The organism is Johannesbaptistia floridana (assembly GCF_057440575.1).
Genome location: NZ_JALKVM010000384.1, coordinates 15,078 through 35,387, shown reverse-complemented (window position 1 = coordinate 35,387; position 20,310 = coordinate 15,078). Strand labels below are relative to the sequence as shown.

The following is a 20,310-nucleotide window of genomic DNA, read 5'->3' as shown; positions in this document are numbered from 1 at the left end:
ACTTATGAAACTAAATATTTGAAACCTAATTTTCGGTCAATTGCACTTTATCCAACACCAGTAAGGCTGGCTATTTTTGTGGCAACTTTGCTGGTGTTTTGGCTTCCATTAGCTATACCTATTTATTGGATATGGGGTGAAAATACTAACTTGGTTAGTATCTTGACTATGCTCCTACTTTATCTGATATTTTTAGTCTTAACTCAACTTTGGGGAAAATATATATACTCTAACTCTAATCTTCTTAAGCGTTATGGTTTGATTTTTAGTAGCCGCAATCTCCAAGAGTTACTCCAAGGCATAGTTATGGGAGGAGGAGTATGTTTACTGATTTTTATTATTCAAGGTTTATTCGGTTGGTTGATTTGGCAATCTTTTCCCCCAAGTTTAATTACAATTATTATAGAAGGTTTAGTAGTGGCGATCGCTGTTGGTTGCGCTGAAGAGTTAGTATTTCGCGGCTGGTTATTAGAGGAATTAGAGAGAGACTATTCTCCCCGTGTTTCTCTGTGGGTAAGTGCAGTTGTCTTCGGTTTACTTCACTTCATCAAACCCTTAGCAGAGATATGGCGCACTTTACCCCAGTTACCCGCTTTAATCTTTTTAGGTTTAATTTTAGTTTGGGCAAAACGCCGACATCAACAACGGCTAGGTATGTCTATTGGTATTCACTCAGGCTTAATCTGGGGTTACTACCTGATTGATGTGGGGGATTTAGTTAGTTACACTCAACTTGTATCTGATTGGGTAACGGGTATTGATAGTAATCCTTTAGCAGGATTAATGGGATGGTTGGGGTTACTAGGCTTGGGTTTTTGGGTGAAAGTGAAGAATACCCGAAACTGGTTTATTTGATCTGAAATTGCGGTAGGAGCGGTTAGAGTCAAGCAAATAACAATAATTGTTATTCCCTGTTATTATTAGTATAATAAGTATGTATTGGGTATCTATAAAGCAACTTGGGGATTTATCTTATGAATGTATCTTTAACCGACGAACTAGAGCAATTTGTGCAGACACAGGTAAAAAGCGGGATGTACCATTCTGCCAGTGAAGTAATCCGTGAGGGGCTACGACTGCTCAAAGAGAAAGATATGCTCAGACAAATCAAGATTGAGGAGCTTCGCAAAGAAATCCAGAAAGGAATCGAATCGGGGCCGAGCGTTCCTTTTGACCCTGAAGCCATTAAAGTTGAAGGGAAAAAGAGAATGATGCAGGAACAGACCCCATAATGCCTCAAAGCGAACTAAGTCCCGAAGCCCAGTCAGACCTCATTGAAATCTGGTCGTATATCGCCCAGTATAATGAAGAAGCAGCCAACAACCTGATCGATAAAATTTATCAGAAATCTCAACTCTTAGCGGATTCTCCCTACATTGGCGTTGCCCGACCCGAACTCGCCTCAGAGTTGAGAAGTTTTGTCGTCGAAAAATACGTACTGTTCTATCAGCCTGTTAGCGACGGAGTAAAAATCTTGCGCGTTCTTCATGGCGCCAGAGATATCGACCAGTTACTCTAGGCATAGAACTGGTAGCGGGTTTTTGAAAAAGAGAAAAAATTTGCTGACGGGCTTCTGGCAAAAATAAATATAAATTAGTAATTATTGCTACCAATTGGCACTGTGTTTGAGCAGAAAACGATTGTAACCAATCAGCAAATTCCATAACCATAATTTAAAGCATTTAAACTCAAACCAGCAATTTCCCTTACCTCTCGGGAGTGCGATCGCGCTCCCGAGATTTTCGCCTGAATTTTTACGTTTCGCCCAAGATTTATCAGGAGGGACGTACTAGTAATTATTAAATTAATTATTGATAATACAATTTAGTCGGCAATTACCTATCTTTAATTTTTGCTTAGTTAAATAGTTATATTAAGTTGAGTAATATGTTTCCATTCTCTTATTTTCTCTTTCATAATTTCTCTAGTAATCTTGGCTGGTAATATCATGTCCGTTTAATTAGTTATGATAAAGTTCTACCTTCATACCTTCTTCCTTCCCTTCTGCCTCCTGCCTCCTGCCTCGGAGCCTCACCTCATTTTTATCGTAAGTATTCACACGAACTTGATATAATTCATGTCTTTTGGGAATGAATCCGTATTCATCTTCAGTATAATTGCTGATAAACAATACATAATTATGTGTTACAATTACCATTGAATTAATTGAATAACTATGGCCTTATGGGTGTCAATTTTGCAATAAATACAATTATCGCTCAACGCTACCACTTAACAGGTGTTTTGGGCAAAGGAAGTCATGCAACGACTTATCAAGCATTAGATACCAAAAATAACCAGGAAGTAGCCCTAAAAATACTAACTTGGCAGGCAATACAAGAATGGAAAAGTTGGGAACTCCTAGAAAGAGAAGCGATGGTTTTAGCTAAATTAGACCATCCCAATATCCCTAAATATCTTGACTTTTTTGGAGATGAACAACAACAGCAGCAAATTTTTGTCCTAGTGCAAGAATTAGCACCAGGGAAATCTCTAGGGGAATGGGTAAAAGAAGGATGGCGTACTAGTGAAGCAGAAGTAAAAGATATCGCTCAACAAGTATTAGAGATTTTTAAATATTTACACAATTTAACTCCTCCGGTAATTCATCGGGATATTAAACCTAATAACTTGTTACGCACAAGTGAAGGGAAAGTATATTTAGTGGATTTTGGCTCCGTACAAAATACTCACTATAGTACGATGATGCGAGGAAGTACGGTAGTAGGAACCTATGGATATATGGCTCCAGAACAGTTTATCGGAAAATCCCTACCCCAAACAGATTTATATGGATTAGGGGCAACATTGTTATTTCTCTTGACTCATTGTGAGCCAGGAGCTTTTAGCAATGATAATCTCAAAGTAGATTTAGAAGATAGTATCAATGTGTCTCCTCAGTTATTGTGGTGGTTAGAAAAACTATTAGCCGCAAATGTAGACAATCGCTTCCAAAGTGCTGAAGAAGCGTTACTAGCTTTAAATAAACCAAAAATAGGAAAAGCACGCGCCCTATTTACCAAGAAAACAGGAATAGGAGTCGCCCTTGGGATAATTGCTCTTTCTCTATTAGGTGTGGGAGCGACAAGTGTTTTCAATAAATTTGATGAGATATTGTCTGGGACTTTACCAGGGAAATTTTGCTATTCACAAGAGTTAGTCAAAAAATACATCTCACAAGGAGGAAATGCTAATTCGGTAACTAATGCTAATATTGATAATGGATTTAAAAAGTCTCTTATTTTATGCTGGTCCCATAATACAGAAATAGCTAAACTGTTGATTAACCATGGCGCTAATGTCAACAGCACAAATGTATACAAAAACACGCCTTTATATCTAGCAACATATCATAACAATATAGAAATAGCTAAACTGTTGATTAACCATGGCGCTAATGTCAACAGCACAAATGTATACAAAAACACGCCTTTATATCTAGCAACATATCATAACAATACAGAAATAGCTAAACTGTTAATTAACCATGGCGCTGATGTCAATGCTCAGAATGTAACTGGTGATACACCTTTGTATCAAGCTATAAGAAATAACAATTTAGAACTAGCTAAACTATTGATTGAAAATGGTGCTAATGTCAATGCTCGGGACCGCTCTGGTAGAATATTATGTAGTTACGACCTCCTCAAGAATTCACAATATTGCAATTAAAAATGAATAACTCATCATTAGCTTCACAAGTAATTAATAATCGCTACCGCATCCTTTATCCTCTCGGACAGGGAGGTTCTGGTATCACCTATGCGGCTTTAGACTTACAAACTCAACAAGAAGTAGCGTTAAAAATGTTGGCACTCCATCACTTAGATGATTGGAAACGGATTGAACTATTCGAGAGAGAAGGCAAAATTCTACAACAACTCAATCACCCAGCTATTCCTGAATATCTGGATTATTTTGAAGTAGAAACCGAAACAGAATGCCATTTCTATCTCGTACAAAAATTAGTCCCCGGTAAATCATTGGCTACTCTAGTTGAGTCAGGATGGAGACCAAATGAAGCAACGGTTAAAGATATTGCTACACAACTTCTCAATATCTTGATATATTTACAACAACAAATACCACCAGTGATTCATCGAGATATAAAACCGCAAAATATTATCTACTATCAACCAGAAAATAACCCACAACAACCAGGTACTATTTATTTAGTAGACTTTGGTTCTGTAAAAGATACCTACCAGCAAACCTTAACTAATGGAACTGTGGTGGGAACTTATGGTTATATGGCACCGGAACAATTCCTAGGCAATGCCTTAATTAATACAGATTTATACGGACTAGGAACTACTTTGATATTTTTATTAACAGGACAACATCCCACAGATTTGCCACAGAAAAATTTTAAGTATCAATATCAAAAATATGCTAAAGTCTCTAGGAAATTTAGTCAGTGGCTAGATAAGTTAATTGAACCGAAGAAGGAAAATAGGCTAGAAAATGCCCAACAGGCTTTAGATACCTTAGAGGCCAAAAAAGGTTTAGGTAAAAATTTAAATTTAGAAATTACTCAAGAATCATCAGAACTAAAAATAACTTTTTTACCGACGAGGATTTTTGACATAACTGACAATATAAAAATCTATTTAAGCTTACTATTTGATAGCTTATTTTTTCTCTTATTATTTAGTTTAGCTAATAATATTTATATATATGGATTTCTAGAATCACAAATATTTACTTTATTGCTATTATTATATATTATTCTTGAACATTTACCCTTTCAATTTAAGTGGGAAAATCAGCAATTTGTTAAATTTCTCAAGTATATACCTATAAGTATAATAATTACTTATTTTTTTGTATATTTTTCTTTTACTTTAGCTCATTTGTTTTCTTTTATTTTTATTTTCATTCTCTGGACATCATTTATGGCTTTTTTGGGAATAACTTTTGTGTTATCTTCAAGGATATTCTTAGTAGGTTTGAATTTCCTCTTAGGATTATTGAATTTAAATTTCCCGATAACTTGGGCACTTTATTTAATTTTCGATAGGAGAACTTCTATACATAAAATGTACTGGAGAAAGTTTTTGTTGAAAATTAAGTTATGGCTGAAGAAAGATAAGATTATCATTAAAGAATATTTTTTAGGCAAAAAATTTCGAGAATATGCTTTTTCCCTCGACAACCATCTAATCAATTTTTTTAGTAAATCAAAGGAAATGAAAATTTTCGAGAAACAAAATAAAACTGAGGAAGATTTCAAATATTCTCTATTTTTACCTAAAAATGAATTTCAAAAAGTACGAACTGAGGTAGAAATGATGTTGTCAAAGTATGGTGATATTGATAGCAAATAGTAGGGGGCGTTAACCTGCGCGTAACTCACCATTAATATTTTGTATTCAAAAGCTTATCTATTGAATTATTTGATAATATAGAAGTATAAAAATACTGGTGCTTTGATGTGAGTATAAGTTCATTATTGGCGATCGCTCTTCTATTTCAGATAAAATATTTATATGGTAAAAAGATAACATAGCGATGATAGAACTTGAACAAATTATTGTACCTCCTGGTGAAAGATTGCTTCTCAAAGATGTTAGCTGGCAACAATTTGAATCCATTCTGGAAGCTTTAGGGGAACATCGAGGAACTAAACTTTCTTATAGTAATGGCACTTTAGAAATAATGACTCCACTCCTAGAACATGAAAAGGCAAAAAGCATTATTGGGAATATAGTAGAGTTTTTATTAGAAGAATATAAAATTGATTATGAACCATCGGCTTCTACTACCTTCAAAAATGTGTATATGAATCAAGGAGTTGAACCGGACGAATCATTTTACATCGCTTCGCGCAATGCAGTAATTGGCAAAGACAAAATAGACTTGACTGTGGACCCACCACCAGATTTAGCCATAGAAATAGATATCACCTCCCGCACAGAATTTGATAATTATCAAGCTTTGAAAGTCCCTGAATTATGGAGATTTAAACGAGATGGTACTCTATTGATTAATGTCCTACACCAGGGAAAGTATATAGAGTCTCAAACTAGCCCAACTTTCCCTAGGTTACCTAATTTAGCAGAAATGATTGCCCATTGTATTCACCAAAGTAAGGTAGTTGGTACTAGTTGTGCCCTTAGAAACTTCAAAGCTACGGTTAAAAAGTTACTAAGAGATTAATTCTGTCAATAATTAAGAATTACTAATTAATTGCTGTCATATTAGTTCCACCATATAAATTAATAGTTTCTCCATTATCTAAATCTAGTATTAAAGAACTGTTTTCAAAGGTTTTAAACCTTAAGATGTCTACACCTTTACCTACTTTCACATCAAAATCAAGAATTTGTCCTGAGGGATCTAGACTAACAAAATCATTAGCATCCCATTTTCTGGTGTCAATATCATAAAAAGGAGTATTAGAGATTAAACGGCCACTCATCCTTTGACCTCCTTCGCTACCAGTAAAATCAAAGAACCAAGTCCTGCCTTTTTTCCTCATGAGGATGCCTTCATACTCATGAGGTTCATATTCTGGTCTTTCACCTCTAAATATTTGCTCATCGTCAAAATCTAATTGACTGCCTTGTAGGTTTAAAATTAGAGAACTACTGCCCAATAGTACCTCTTCTTGATTCTGAAGTTCTAAATCAGATTCTTCTTGAGATTCCAGTTTAATAAAGTCCTCAGCATCAAGAGTAATTTCTCCACTGATAAAAGATTGAGTAACTTTTATTAAAGTTTCATTAGTTTCACTAATATTAACTATATAGTCAGAAAATACTGCACCTGGTTCAAAAATTATAGTTAAATCATCATAGGTTAAATCATCAGCTAAGAGAAATTGATCAACACCATCTTGAAAATCAAAAATTTCATCTTCTCCATCACCACTTCTCAAGATAAAGGTATCAGCGCCATCTCCACCTAATAAGAAGTCTTCCCCGGCACCTCCATCGATTAAATCATCTCCTTCACCTCCATAGATATCATCATCGCCTGCAAATGCAACAATGGTATCGTTACCAGCTTGACCAAAAATTAGATCATTATTGTTGCTTCCGTAGATACCATCATTACCATCTCCCCCATCTATATAGCCTGAAGCATGAAGGCGATCATCTCCCTGTTCACCATAAACAGAATCATTATCAGAACCCCCGTAAATGGTATCATTACCATCTCCTCCAAAAATATTATTATTTTCTGAATCTGTGCCTGATAAGAAGTCATTGCCCCTGTTGCCTACTAAAATATCACCTACATTTAAATCCCCATAGAGATTACGATTTATAAAATCTTTACATAAAAAGCACATAAAAGTTTCTTTACCCTCTTGAAGTTGATTAACTTTTACATTATAGGAATAAATTTTTGGATTTTTAGTCAGGAAAGTTTTTAACTAAATTTTTATCTCTTTGATGAGTCACTTTTCATCGTAAATGTTATATTATGATAATGATTATTATTTTTATAATTTTATGAACTAAACTAAAGCCTTAACCTTTGTACCTAAAAATTCTCTGGTAAAAATCCCCCTTGATTAAAGTTCACCAACCCAGCCGGAAAAGGGACGGGGATTCAAACCCATTTTGTTAATGATGAAGTAAAACACAAAGTATTAAGGCTACGGGAAAGAATAGAAACAGTGAAGAATAAGCAGATGTTCACTTTTCTATCTTGATATTCATCAACCCAGTTATCTATTTAATCATTGACTTTTTCAATTAGTTATGAAGATATTTGACATGATTCACCAAAAGACAAAATTACAACCATCCGCGAGAGAAAACCTGCTCAAAATTGCCAGCCTTTACCAGTTAATGGTTTGGGGTCACAAATAACTTGTGAAGTGGCGGAGAGCGCCTCCCAATAACTCAAGATTATTGACCACAAAACAGCCTCTCTTGGCGCTCTCCGCTTTCGCTGGCAATTTTGAGTAAGTTTATTGCACCCCGCAATATTGTACGTCGGTTTTCCGTAGTGGTTGTATCGGCGATCGCTATTGGTTTGGGAAGTTGTACATCAAATACACCTTCCACCAGCTCAAATTCACAGGATCAATCGTCCCCAGCCACAACAAAAATAGATGAGTTGCAAGTAGTGACAACTTTTTTGCCAATAACTCAGTTTACCAAAGCGGTGGCAGGCGATCGGGCAGAGGTGAACCAGTTGTTGCCTGTCAATGTGGGTCCACACGATTATCAGGCTAGACCAGAAGAAGTCCAACGTCTTAGTCAAGCTGATGTGCTGGTACAAAATGGATTAGAAATGGAGGTATTTTTAGAAGACTTAATCGCTAACTCCAGTAACCCAGACTTGCAAATAATTGATTCTAGTGAGGGAATTGCCACCATCGCCTATGAAGAAGTAGAAGGGCATGACCATGACCATGACCATGACCATGACCATGGGGAAGAGGAAGAACAGGCTAAGGGAGAGCATCACCATCATGGGGAATACGATCCACACATTTGGCTAGATCCCAAACGTGCCATTCAACAAGTTGAAAATATCAGAGATGGACTAATTGCCGCTGACCCAGAAGGTGAAGCTGAGTACACAGCGAATGCAGCAGCTTACATTGAACAACTGCAAGAATTGGATGCAGAAATTACTTCAACTCTTCAACCTTATGCAGGACAAACTTTCGTAGCCTTCCATGACTTTGCCTTATACTTTGCTCAAAGCTATGACTTAAAAGCTGAGTTTTTGGTAGACATTCCTGAAGAAAACCCAGCACCAGCCGATGTCAAGCGAGTGACAGATGCCGTAGAGTCAGCGAACCTGAAAGCGATCCTCACCGAACCCCAAGCGGGGGAAAATACTTTCGCGGCCCTGGCAAATGATTTAAACGTTCAGATCACTACCTTTGATCCTCTTGAAACTGGTAGTCCTGAGGCTTTAGAACCAAACTCTTACATTACAATCATGCGTCAAAATGTGGAAAATCTGGTAACAGCCTTTGGTGGTTCAACTCAGTCTGTGTTGCCCCTCTGGATTCCTCAACCCATTGCCGAGGTGCCACAGGGAGTTGAGATCAGATTTTAGGAGGGCTTTTCGATTTGAAAGAGGTTGTACTGACAGTTGATCAACTCACGGTTTATCGAGAAACCTACGCGGCAGTGCAGAATGTTTCTTTTGAGCTGGAGGCCGGGACAGATCTGGCGATAATCGGTCCGAATGGGGCCGGAAAAAGCACTTTAGTGCAAGCCATTCTAGGCATTTTGCCTCGAAAGGCAGGAAAAGTTTTGATTCTGGGGCAACCCTTGAGCCGCAAGGGTTCACTTGCTCCACAGATTCGTCAACAAATTGCCTACTTACCACAAAACTTCCTCTTTGATCGCCGCATTCCTATAACGGTTGAGGAACTGGTGGGCTTGGGCTGGGACAAATTGGGATTCCAGGTGCCCTGGGCAAACAGGAGAAAACGTCGTCATGCAGTTCGAGAAGCTTTAGCCAAGGTAGAAGGGTTCCATCTTAGACATCAAGTGATTAGTAGGCTTTCTGGGGGTGAAACAAAGCGGGTGTTATTGGCATATTGCTTGGTTTACCCACGTCGATTGTTGATTCTAGATGAAGCTCCCGCAGGATTAGATATACGCGGCGAGACGGAGTTTTATCAATTGCTCTATCAACTTAAACAAGAGCAAGACTGGGCAATTGTGCAAATCTCCCATGATTTAAACATGGTGCGGCAACATTGCGATCGCGTTCTCTGCCTCAATCGCACTTTACTTTGTCAAGGAACCCCAGAAGTTGCCCTTTCTCCAGACAATCTATCAGTGGCCTATGGTTCTCAATTTGTTCCCTATCACCATGACTGTTAGCCTTACTTTCTATTTCTATGCAAACTGAACTCACCCGCATCCTTGAACTTTTACAACTTCCCGTCATGCAGCGCGCTATGGTAGGCGGCATTCTCACCGGCTTGATGGGAGGAATGCTGGGGAGTTTGACTATCTTGCGTCAGTTGTCTTTCTTTAGCGATGCCTTGGGACACTCAGCTTTATTAGGCATTAGCATCGGATTGCTTCTTGGCTTAAATCCCTCGGTGGTATTGCTACCTTTTGCGGTAGTATTTGCTTTGGCTGTGACTTACCTGCTGGAACGAACTAACTTATGGACAGATGCTTTACTTAACATCATTTATTCCTCCTCATTGGCGATCGCCATCATCATCCTCAGCTTTGTGGAACGGTACAAAGGGGGACTAAATAATCTTTTGTTTGGCGATATTCTCGCAGCCCGAGAAATGGATTTAGTTGTGAGCGGTTTACTCTTAATCTTCTGTATCCTATTCATCGGGCTCACCTTACAAACGCAAATGTTACTGACTTTGCACGAGCCCTTGGCGATCGCCCGTGGTGTTTCCGTGTCTGCTCACCGCACCGCGTTTATTGTGATGCTTTCTTTAGTGGTTGGTGTTTCCATCAAAGCGATTGGCGTACTGTTAATTAGTGCGTTTATTGTTATTCCTGCCTGCGCCTCTCGATTACTTAGTCGTAACTTTACTCACTATGTTATTCTATCAACTCTGCTGGGTGCAATCAGCGCCGTGATTGGTATTCTCTTATCTGCGGGGTTTAATTGGCCGTCTGGTCCAAGTATTGTAGTCACACAATTGACAATCTTTTTAACGGCGATGGTATTATCTCGACTACGTGTACTAATCTAGGAATGTTTGTCGGCACAAAACCAGGAATAAACGTTTAAATCTCCTGAAGGCGTTAAAAAATTTACATCAAAAGATTCTAAGTCCTCTTCACGGATAATTCCATCCCCAGGTATTTCATTCTCATCATAGCTAAATTTACCTTCAATTTGATAGCCGAGAAACTGTCCGGTCCAATCTAGACGATAAGTAATCGCCGACGCCGCAGTTGTAGATAATCCGATACTGGCGATGATAGAGGTTGCAATAAAACTCAACTTTGGATTGACATTCATGATTTTTACCTTAAAATGATAATCATTATCAGTTTAGACTAAAATGATTTAGTAGAGATAGTTGTCAAGTTAAAAAAATTAAATGATCATAGCAGTGGCCGGATTACCAGGCATAGGTAAAACTCAATGGATAAAACAACGAATTCTTAAAAGTAAGCATTCAGTAGTATACTTTAACCCTCAAAATAAAACATTTCCTATAGACGTTATTTACATACAAAGTCAGGTAAACAATGTAAAAGTTTTTTCTTATACAGAAATAGATGAATTACGTCACTTTTCGCCACCAGACAGTGAAATTTATCTCGAATTACCCTGGCAAATAGACCTAGCTGCTTCTGAAGGATTACTAAAAACTCTTAATTGTCATCGAGTAGCAGTTGCTTGTGCCGATGAAGATTTGAAAAAATGGAAGGCTTGGGCAGATGAAATAATTATTAGCGATTCTCCAGAAACTAATGACTGGCGACAAAAAATCAACAATCTTCAACTAAAAATTCAACAAGCATTGTTAAGGGAAGAAGTCTTAGATTTCTCCAGTTTAGAAACCTTTTGGAGAGAATTAACCCAAGGCGCCTATGGAGAAGTTATGCGTGCCAAAGGAATTTTTGAGATTATCGATGGACGTTCAATTTATGGAGAATTTATCCAAGGTTTACCCGTTCAAGACTTTGAACCGTTAAATATTCCCGTCAATTTAGAAGGTAGACCAAAACGTTTTAGTGGCCTAGAAATTATCGGAGAAAATTTAGATAAAGACACTATTGCCGATACATTAGCCGAATTTTGTCTTTCAGACCAAACCATCGCCTATTACCAACAACAAGTAAAAGAATCATTAAGCTTAGAAGCGGAGGAAATCAAATGAAAATTGCAGTTATGTCTTGTATCCACGGTAATATGACTGCTTTAAATGCAGTCCTAGAAGACATAAACCAAAATAGCTGTGACCAAATCTACTGTTTAGGAGATTTAGTAGGCTACGGACCATTTCCCAATGAAGTAGTAGAAACTATTCGTCAACTGGATATTCCCACAGTGCAAGGATGTTGGGACGAAGATATTGTAGAAGGCTTAAATGCTTGTGAGTGCAGTTATCCATCTCTGATAGCTGAAAAAAGAGGCAAATTAGCACATGAATGGACTAATAAACAAATCAAAACCGAAAATCGTCAATACCTGGGACAGTTACCTGAGACACTCAAAGTAGATAATCTTTGCTTTGTTCATGGTAGCCCTCAAAGTAACCATGAATATCTTTTACCACAAATGGATGCTTTTACTGCCATGGAGCGTGTTTTATCTGTAGATGCTGAAGTACTGTTTTGTGGACATACCCATATTCCATACGTTCGTAACTTAGAATCAGGACAACTCCAAGTGAAAGTAACTCAACCTCATCAGAAGCAAAAATCACTTAATTTTACTAGTCCAATAAAACGCATTATCAACGTAGGTTCAGTGGGAGAACCCCGTCATGGGAGCCCTAACGCTACATACGTCATTTATGATACTGTAACCAAAGAAGTTATCTTAAGAGAGGTTCCCTACGACTATCAAGCCACTTGTCAAGCCATATTAGAGATGGGGTTACCACCAATTTTTGCTTGGCGTTTAGCTAGGGGTTGGGAATATGCTGAAAAAGCCGAAGACCCTACTCATGTGTGTGAACGTTAATAGGAGTAAAAAGTAATGTGGGCAATTCTTAGCGGCATCGAAGGTAACTACAAGGCTTATTTAGCTGTTTTAGAAGATATTAAACGCCAAACACCCAAGGTAGAAGCCATATATATTCTAGGTGATTTAATTGGACCGACACCTGAAACCGAAAAACTGGTACAACATTTGCGCAATTATAGTGATGCTGAAATTTGTCGCGGCTGGTGGGAAGAGCAATGTTTAATCATACATGGAGTGGGAGCCACAGGAGAACCTACTGAACTACTTAAAACATACGGAGCAGATAGTGTCGAGAAGCTCTGGAAATTTGTATCTCGTGAAACAGTAGAATGGTTACGAAGTTTGGATTTTGGCCTTGTGGAGTTAGATTGTTTACTAATTCACGGCAGTAGCGTCAATGTAAGTGAAAAGTTAACCCCAAATACACCACCTTGGCTACTTTTAGACCGTTTACAACGTCTCGGGGTCAATCAATTATTTTGTGGTCGCTCTGGGGAAACTTTTATTTATGAACTCGAACAAGGTTCTATCAGCTCCACTGTAACTACTCTTGAAAAAGAGTATTCACCTCAAAATCTTACTATTAACCAAAAAAGAGTGATTGGGGTAGGTAGTGTAGGGAAAGTTCCTCATCTAGCTACTTATACCCTTTACAATCCTCTGAATAACCAACTGCAATTCAGACAAGTCTCTTTTTGAATCAAAGGATTTTTGTAAAGTACTTGCAATAAAACTTTACATAATGTTAAGATTATTTACATAAGAGAACAATATGGAGCTTTATAAATGACTCAACGCACTTGTATCACTGAAGAAGGTGGACGTTTAAATAACTATGCAGTAGAACCTAAAATGTATGTAGATAGTACTCAAGAATTTGGCTTTAATAAGTATGCTGAAAAACTTAACGGTCGTTTAGCTATGATTGGATTTGTTTCTTTAATTGGTTTTGAGTTATTGACTCATCAAGGTTTAGTAACTTGGCTAAGTAGTTTATAAGCATTGAGCAAATTCATCTTATAGATTCACTCCAAATAATTAATTCACCATTTTGACCTCCTGCACCTAGTCTTGTTCCTGTTAAATCCCAAGCTAGACAAGCAAAACCCCTAGGTGCTCCTTCTAAAATTTGTCCTATTCCCTTAGCTTTATTCCATAAACATAAGCAACCATCATCAGCAGCGGAAGCTAATAACAAACTGTTCGGTTGAAAAGCTAAAGCTTGTATCTTACCGTTATGTAACTCTAGTAATTCTGCATACCAGGTATCTTGTCGATTATCTTTTTTCCAGATAATAATTCCCTCAACAGTTGCAGTTGCTAGTATCGACGGCTTCTTATTTAGAGATGTTGACCACGCTAAACTAGATATTTTTCCTAAAAAGCCTTGCATTGCCCAAGGATTAGGATTACCATACTCTAAAACTATGGCAGTATTATCTAAGTTGGCAGAAGCAAAATATTGGCTATCTGGAGACCAACTAATAATTATGCTGGCTGAAGGTAAATCTAGAAGATAGGGATCATCATCCCAGCAATCAGTCTTCCAAATTTTGACACCTCCATTACCAGCGATCGCCAAATCTTTGCCGTTTGGTCGCCAAGCTATATCGAGGATGGAGGAATCCTCATAGGCTAAAGTAGTAACAACATTTTGAGTCTGTGCATCCCAAATTTGAACATAACGTCCCAAGCTAAAAGCCAATTGATTACAGTTTGGATTCCAATTTAGTTTATCGATCCATTTGGGTGCATTATTTAAAGTAGAAATTAAATCCAAAGAGGATGTTTCCCAAATTTTTACTTGACCATCTTGTCCTCCTGCGGCGAGAAATTTACCATCATAAGAAAAAGCAAGACAATCTATTGATTCTATTCCAGTAGTTGATAAAAAAGTCAAAAAACCATCTTGCCATAATACTATCTCACCTGCTGCCGAACTTGCTGCCAACAGAGAATTTCTAGACCAGGTTACTGCGGTTATATATTCTGAGAGGTTACCCTGCCATTTCGGTTCAAATATTTTTTGTTTGGCCATTACACTAGACATTTACGAAACTCTTCTTGCAATTGAAATCCATCTAGATTGCGACCAATAAATACTAATTCATTTTTGCGAACTTCTCCCTCTCGCCAAGGACGGTCTAGTTGTCCATCAAAGAGCATGTGTACCCCCTGAAAAACAAAGCGATAATTTTCTCCAGCAATATTTAAAATTCCTTTAGTACGGAAAATATCAGGTCCTTTTGTTTGTAGCAGTTGACTTAACCAGTTGTTGAGTTTTTCTCCATCTACAGATCCTGATTCTACAATTGCATAAGAATAAACTGATTCATCATGTTCATGAGCATCTTCTGTCAAAAATTCTGGGTCTATTTCCAAGGCACGACTCAGATTAAAGGCTTGTATTCCTAGTATGGCTTCCATGTTTAATTCCGCTTTTTGAGTCCGATATATTTTGGCCATTGTGTTCATCTTTTTAATTTTACTTTCTAATTCCTCTAAGGCTTCAGAGGTCACTAAATCGGTTTTATTCAGAATAATCACATCAGCAAAAGCAATTTGTTCTTGTGCTTCATCAGCCTCCCAGTGTTGATGAATATGTTTAGCATCTACAACAGTGACAACTGCATCTAAAAAAATTTTATCTCGCATATCTTCATCGACGAAAAAAGTTTGAATGACAGGGGCAGGATCTGCCAAACCAGTAGTTTCTATGACTAAATGGTCAAACTTATGGCGACGCTTCATTAAATTTCCGATAATCCTAATCAAGTCACCTCGAACTGTACAGCAAATACAGCCGTTATTCATCTCAAAAATTTCTTCATCAGCATCAATCACTAGTTGATTATCGATGCCCACTTCTCCAAACTCATTGACAATTACAGCGACTTTTTGACCATGTTCATAGGTAAGAATGCGATTAAGTAAAGTTGTTTTTCCTGATCCTAAATATCCTGTGAGTACGGTTACGGGCACTTTGGATGATGATTCTTGAACTATCATAAAAGCAATATTATAATAATGATTATCATTATTATAAACTAAGAAAGAAATAATCACTTCACTGAATCTTGAAGTTTATGACAAAATACAGGTTTTATTCAGACCTTGCATCTTTATCCAAAGTTACTGGTTGTGGTTGAGTAATGAGTAATGAGTAATGAGTTTTGAAGTAAGAAGTAATGAGTAAGGAGTCTTGAAGTCTTGAAGTAATATCAAGTCCGTTTAATCAATTATATCATTTCAAAGGACTCATGAGGTTGTACCTAACTCGGAGCCTCCGTGCCTCGGTGCCTCCTGCCTCAAAAGGATAACTTTTGTACCTCACCAGCTTTAAAAAGGCTATATTATGAGATATTGATGCAAATACTTAAAAACTATCTTTCTCCCCCTCTCCCCCCAGGGCTGTTTTGTTCATTTTTTTATTTCAAAATGTAACGTTTAAACAGTAGGCTTTTTACTATGTTTTTTAAAAGAAAAATAAATCCGAGATTTATTATTAGCAAAAAATCCCCTCTCCCTGCTCCCTGCCCCCTGCTCCCTGCTCCTCCTCTCCCCCTCTCCCTGCTCCCCCTCTCCCTGCTCCCCCTCTCCCCCTCTCGCCTGTTGCCCTATTTAGTACTTTTTTAGGCGTGCAAGTTAAGAGTTTTAAAAATTATTGCAATATTTCTGCTACTTGTTTAGCAAAATAGGTCAAAATCAAGTCAGCACCCGCCCTTTTAATACTGAGAAGAGTTTCTAAAACTACTTGTTTTTCATCAATCCAGCCTTGTTGAGCAGCAGCTTTAATCATCGCGTATTCCCCTGAAACGTTATAAGCCACTACAGGCAAATTAGTCATTTGCTTCACTCGACAAATAATATCTAGATAAGCTAAAGCAGGCTTAATCATGACTAAATCTGCACCTTCTTGAATGTCTAATTCTACCTCTTTGATTGCTTCTCTAGAATTAGCTATATCCATCTGATAAGTTTTTTTATCTCCAAATTGGGGAGTGGATTCTAAAGCATCTCGAAAAGGACCATAATAAGCAGAGGCGTATTTAGCAGAATAAGCCAGAATTCCTACATGATAATAACCTTCAGCATCTAATGCTTGACGAATAGCTCCTATCCTACCATCCATCATATCAGAAGGAGCTACAAAATCAGTACCTGCTTCAGCCTGTGATAGAGCCATTTTTACTAATACTTCCACTGTCTCATCGTTGAGAATTTGTCCATCTTTAACAATACCATCGTGTCCATAAACGGAAAAAGGGTCTAACGCTACATCAGTAATCAGAACTATATCAGGAATTTTTTCTTTAATTGTTTTAATGCTACGTTGAACTAAACCATTAGGATTATAACTTTCTTTACCTTGATTATCTTTTTTTTCTGCCTCAATCAAAGGAAATAAAGCAATAGCTTTAATTCCTAAATTACTAGCTTCTTGAATTTCTTTTAAAAGTAAGTCCAGAGAATAACGATAACAGCCTGGTAAAGAAGATATTTCTTCTTTTTGATTTACCCCCTCTCGAACAAAAACGGGATAAATTAGATCATCAATTTTCAGTTCAGTTTCTCTAATTAAACTACGTAAAGCAGGAGTGCGACGTAGACGACGTGGGCGATAAAGTAAAGTTAAGGAAATATTCTTAGACAAATCGTTCATTATTTTCTTCTTAATAATTATATTTACAATTATTTAGCTAAACATTGATTTAACCCTTGACGGATTTCTGAGGCATTTAAATTACGACCAATGAAAACTAATTGGTTACGTCTAACCCCCTGCCATTTATCAGTATTAATGTCGTAGCGCTTACCACTTAGTTGAAAAATATGACGCAATTTACTCTCAGCAAACCAAATAATTCCTTTAGCTCGAAAAACATTATTTAATCTATCATCACACAAAAAGTTTTGAAATTTATCTACCCGAAAAGGGCGATCGCTTTCAAAAGATACGAAAACAAAACCATCTATTTCTAGATGATGAGAATGATGATCATGATTATGGTCATGGTCATGATTATGCTCATGTTGGTGTTCTATTTTTTTATCAGAAAAAAGATTAAGATCCGATAGTCCTAGGTCTAAAATAAGAGGCAGAGGAACTTGACCATATTGAGAATGTAAAATTCTTGCTCCTGCTTTGATTGTCTGTATAGTTTTTTCCAAAAACTTGATTTGATTTTCTGGAATTAAATCAGTTTTATTGATGATAATAATATCTCCGTAAGTTATTTGTGTTAAAGCTGCTTGGCTTTCAAAATGTTCAGCCGTAAAAGCTTCGGCATCAACTAAGGTTAAAATAGAATCTAATCGCACTAAATCCCTTAATTCTGTACCGACAAAGGTCCAAGCTATAGGTAGAGGATCTGCTAATCCAGTAGTTTCGACTATTAAATAGTCTACCTTTTCATCTAGTTCTAACACTTGATAGACAGCTTCAACTAAATCATCATTAATGGTGCAACAAATACAACCATTACTCAGAGTCACCATATTTTCGTCAACCGATACTAATAACTGACTATCAATATCAATATCACCAAATTCATTAACTAAAACAGCCACTTTTAAGTCTTGATTATTAGTTAAGATATAGTTAAGAAGGGTTGTTTTACCACTGCCGAGAAATCCTGTAATAATGGTCACAGGTAATCCCTGTTTAGGGATATTTAGGGAAATAGTTGATTCGGGCGATTGTTGTTGAATCATAAGTTTATAGAAGTGAGAGATTAGGAAAAGATGTGAGAAGATAGCCCACATCGTCATGACACGCAGCACAAACTTTTTAAGTATTAAAACGGGGTTGATGAGCGATTAAATTCATAAATTCTTGTCTAGTTTTTGCATCATTGGCAAATACACCTCTAACTGCACTAGTAGACGTCCATGATCCAGGTTTTTGTACACCACGCATTACCATACACATGTGAGTTGCTTCTACTAATACTGCTACTCCTTGAGGTTGAAGCAATCCTTGTAAAGCGTCAGCTATTTGGGCCGTTAAGCGCTCTTGTACTTGTAGGCGTCTTGCATACATTTCACATATCCGTGCAATTTTGGACAGTCCAATAACTTTACCATTGGGAATATAAGCAACATGTGCTCTGCCTAAAATTGGTAAAATATGGTGTTCACAAGAGCTAAATAGATCTATATCTCTTACTAATACCATTTCTTTGGTATTTTCGTGGAATACTGCCCCATTTAATAAGTCATCAAGAGTTTGATTATAGCCAGAAGTGAGAAATTTTAAAGCTTTTACCACACGCTTAGGAGTATCTTTGAGTCCTTCTCTCTCGGGATTTTCCCCTAGTCCTAATAATAGGGTTTTCACTGCTTCAATCATTTCTGCTTCCGTTACAGTAGGTTTTGCTTCTGTAACTAGTCTGGGGTTGGATGGTGTTAAGGTCATGAGATTAGATATTGCCTTTTAGTTTTAAAATGATAATCATTATCATATTATCACACAGTATAGTCAAATTAAATCATGTTTAGTAAGACCCGCCACAATTAAATCACTCGCCTTTCTTCCTCCTGCTAAATTACGAGCCACTGGACCAACTCTTAAAGCCGCTAAACCGCCCATCAGAAATATTTCATTCTTCCCTAAACGCAAATATTCATCTAAGACAGGTAAACCATTGATAATTTCACCAGTACAAGTAGTTAAAATATCAGTGAGTAGAGGATGCTTACTAATATCGAACTGGGTACCCGTAGCTAACCAAATGCGGTCGCATTCTAGTTTTTCCCCATTACTACAAGTCAATAACCAGCGATTATTTTGCCATTGAGCGGATTTTACTTGGCAATTTTCTACTAATTCTACTTTCCCAGCTCTTACTAATCTATTTAATTGGAGCATCATTTCTGGAGTAACAGAACCACCATTACGAGCTTGTTGAATTATTTCCCAACGTCGATGCCAATTAGTTTCACAGGTAAAACCTTTGAGATATTTTGGTCCTAACCAACCAGGATCTGCATCAAACAACTTGATTTGTAAGTTTCTTCTAGTCATTAGTATAACTTGGGCACCTCTTTTGATAGCACCCAAAGCTAAATGACCACTGGTTAAGCCCCCTCCAATTATCAAAATTTTTTCTCCTTTTATTGCTAAATCAGCTAATTTAATTTGGTGAGAGTGACATAATTTTTCTGGAGGGTAGGGGGAAGAAATTCGGTTAACCCAATCTGGTAACTGAACTTGGCTATAATTGGTGGCTAAGATAACTCGTCTGGCTGTTAGTAAACTATCATCATTAAGAAATAGTTGAAACAATCGATGTCTAGATTTTCTCAAAGGAATGATTCTAGTCACTTTTCCTCGATAAACACTGTTACATAATTGCCAATCTTTGATAACTTTGTGGCAAAAATCCTCAAATAATTGAGTACCAGGTAAATCATAGGGAGGAAATAATTCAGAACCCCTATTTTCGGCGAAAGCCTTTAAAGCATGGGGATTAGGTTCAGGATGATGTACAGCAGGAGATCTTAGATGTGCTATTTCTAAGGCGGAAAACTGTTGTCGCCAATTAGTCAGCCAGGTTCCAGTGGGGTCTATCACTATGAAGCGTTTACGCCACTTGGGTTTTTTCTGCAATAAATGGGTTACTACAGTTAAAGCTTGGGGTCCTGCTCCTATAATGGCTATATCGGTTTTACTGGGTAGGCAGTTTAATTCCATGGATA

21 protein-coding genes are annotated in these 20,310 nt (G+C 37.3%); 13 read left to right on the top strand and 8 right to left on the bottom strand.

Annotation, left to right across the window (positions count from 1 at the left end; genetic code table 11):
- Nucleotides 1–18 precede the first annotated feature (18 nt).
- The 6 genes from MW688_RS21795 (at nt 19) to MW688_RS21770 (ending at nt 6,159) form a co-directional block, all read left to right on the top strand.
- Nucleotides 19–855, top strand: coding sequence for a CPBP family intramembrane glutamic endopeptidase (locus tag MW688_RS21795; RefSeq protein ID WP_486738116.1), 837 nt, complete (start codon nt 19–21; stop codon nt 853–855).
- A gap of 119 nt (nt 856–974) precedes the next feature.
- The gene (locus tag MW688_RS21790) at nt 975–1,232 is read left to right on the top strand and encodes a type II toxin-antitoxin system ParD family antitoxin (RefSeq protein ID WP_486738115.1); all 258 of its coding nucleotides are present in this window, start codon (nt 975–977) and stop codon (nt 1,230–1,232) included.
- Nucleotides 1,232–1,519, top strand: coding sequence for a type II toxin-antitoxin system RelE/ParE family toxin (locus MW688_RS21785; protein ID WP_486738114.1), 288 nt, complete (start codon nt 1,232–1,234; stop codon nt 1,517–1,519). The genes MW688_RS21790 and MW688_RS21785 overlap by 1 nt, the downstream gene beginning before the upstream one ends.
- A gap of 665 nt (nt 1,520–2,184) precedes the next feature.
- Nucleotides 2,185–3,672 (top strand): protein kinase domain-containing protein, encoded by a 1,488-nt coding sequence (locus MW688_RS21780; protein ID WP_486738113.1) that lies wholly within the window; start codon nt 2,185–2,187, stop codon nt 3,670–3,672.
- Nucleotides 3,673–3,674: 2 nt separating this feature from the next.
- The gene (locus MW688_RS21775) at nt 3,675–5,327 is read left to right on the top strand and encodes a serine/threonine protein kinase (RefSeq protein ID WP_486738112.1); all 1,653 of its coding nucleotides are present in this window, start codon (nt 3,675–3,677) and stop codon (nt 5,325–5,327) included.
- 184 nt (nt 5,328–5,511) lie between these two features.
- A complete protein-coding gene (locus tag MW688_RS21770) occupies nt 5,512–6,159 on the top strand; it encodes a Uma2 family endonuclease (protein ID WP_486738111.1) in 648 nt (215 codons plus the stop codon).
- 22 nt (nt 6,160–6,181) lie between these two features.
- Here the strand turns inward: MW688_RS21770 and MW688_RS21765 are convergent, their stop codons facing one another.
- Nucleotides 6,182–7,297: a calcium-binding protein gene (locus tag MW688_RS21765; RefSeq protein ID WP_486738110.1), complete on the bottom strand. Its 1,116-nt coding sequence runs from the start codon at nt 7,295–7,297 to the stop codon at nt 6,182–6,184.
- Nucleotides 7,298–7,914: 617 nt separating this feature from the next.
- On the opposite strand from MW688_RS21765, the gene MW688_RS21760 reads away from it, so the two are divergent.
- The 3 genes from MW688_RS21760 to MW688_RS21750 all read left to right on the top strand — a co-directional run bounded on the left by MW688_RS21760 (nt 7,915) and on the right by MW688_RS21750 (nt 10,657).
- Entirely contained in the window at nt 7,915–9,030 is a 1,116-nt protein-coding gene (locus MW688_RS21760) for a metal ABC transporter solute-binding protein, Zn/Mn family (protein ID WP_486738109.1), read from the top strand.
- Between the two features lie 74 nt (nt 9,031–9,104).
- A complete protein-coding gene (locus tag MW688_RS21755) occupies nt 9,105–9,809 on the top strand; it encodes a metal ABC transporter ATP-binding protein (RefSeq protein WP_486738131.1) in 705 nt (234 codons plus the stop codon).
- A gap of 17 nt (nt 9,810–9,826) precedes the next feature.
- A complete protein-coding gene (locus MW688_RS21750) occupies nt 9,827–10,657 on the top strand; it encodes a metal ABC transporter permease (protein ID WP_486738108.1) in 831 nt (276 codons plus the stop codon).
- On the opposite strand, the gene MW688_RS21745 is transcribed toward MW688_RS21750, so the two are convergent.
- A complete protein-coding gene (locus MW688_RS21745) occupies nt 10,654–10,929 on the bottom strand; it encodes a hypothetical protein (RefSeq protein ID WP_486738107.1) in 276 nt (91 codons plus the stop codon). The two genes, MW688_RS21750 and MW688_RS21745, sit on opposite strands and share 4 nt — an antisense overlap.
- An 82-nt stretch (nt 10,930–11,011) precedes the next feature.
- Between MW688_RS21745 and MW688_RS21740 the strand changes: the two genes are divergently transcribed.
- From MW688_RS21740 to MW688_RS21725, 4 genes are all read left to right on the top strand, one after another.
- The gene (locus tag MW688_RS21740; protein ID WP_486738106.1) at nt 11,012–11,797 is read left to right on the top strand and encodes a hypothetical protein; all 786 of its coding nucleotides are present in this window, start codon (nt 11,012–11,014) and stop codon (nt 11,795–11,797) included.
- Complete coding sequence (locus MW688_RS21735; RefSeq protein ID WP_486738105.1) at nt 11,794–12,606, top strand: metallophosphoesterase family protein; 813 nt, start codon at nt 11,794–11,796, stop codon at nt 12,604–12,606. Before MW688_RS21740 ends, MW688_RS21735 begins: the two co-directional genes overlap by 4 nt.
- Before the next feature lie 15 nt (nt 12,607–12,621).
- Complete coding sequence (locus MW688_RS21730) at nt 12,622–13,308, top strand: metallophosphatase (protein ID WP_486738104.1); 687 nt, start codon at nt 12,622–12,624, stop codon at nt 13,306–13,308.
- 87 nt (nt 13,309–13,395) lie between these two features.
- A complete protein-coding gene (locus tag MW688_RS21725) occupies nt 13,396–13,608 on the top strand; it encodes a high light inducible protein (RefSeq protein ID WP_486738103.1) in 213 nt (70 codons plus the stop codon).
- A gap of 13 nt (nt 13,609–13,621) precedes the next feature.
- Here the strand turns inward: MW688_RS21725 and MW688_RS21720 are convergent, their stop codons facing one another.
- The 6 genes from MW688_RS21720 to MW688_RS21695 form a co-directional block, all read right to left on the bottom strand.
- Nucleotides 13,622–14,659, bottom strand: a complete 1,038-nt coding sequence (locus tag MW688_RS21720) for a WD40 repeat domain-containing protein (protein WP_486738102.1) — start codon at nt 14,657–14,659, stop codon at nt 13,622–13,624.
- On the bottom strand, nt 14,647–15,618 hold the full coding sequence (locus tag MW688_RS21715) for a CobW family GTP-binding protein (RefSeq protein WP_486738130.1): 972 nt from the start codon (nt 15,616–15,618) through the stop codon (nt 14,647–14,649). Before MW688_RS21715 ends, MW688_RS21720 begins: the two co-directional genes overlap by 13 nt.
- A 652-nt stretch (nt 15,619–16,270) precedes the next feature.
- On the bottom strand, nt 16,271–17,272 hold the full coding sequence (gene hemB / locus MW688_RS21710) for a porphobilinogen synthase (protein WP_486738101.1): 1,002 nt from the start codon (nt 17,270–17,272) through the stop codon (nt 16,271–16,273).
- A 29-nt stretch (nt 17,273–17,301) separates the two neighbouring features.
- On the bottom strand, nt 17,302–18,324 hold the full coding sequence (locus MW688_RS21705) for a CobW family GTP-binding protein (protein ID WP_486738100.1): 1,023 nt from the start codon (nt 18,322–18,324) through the stop codon (nt 17,302–17,304).
- A gap of 76 nt (nt 18,325–18,400) precedes the next feature.
- Complete coding sequence (gene folE, locus MW688_RS21700) at nt 18,401–19,027, bottom strand: GTP cyclohydrolase I FolE (RefSeq protein ID WP_486738099.1); 627 nt, start codon at nt 19,025–19,027, stop codon at nt 18,401–18,403.
- A 63-nt stretch (nt 19,028–19,090) separates the two neighbouring features.
- Nucleotides 19,091–20,305, bottom strand: a complete 1,215-nt coding sequence (locus MW688_RS21695; RefSeq protein WP_486738098.1) for an FAD/NAD(P)-binding protein — start codon at nt 20,303–20,305, stop codon at nt 19,091–19,093.
- Between the last annotated feature and the right edge of the window lie 5 nt (nt 20,306–20,310).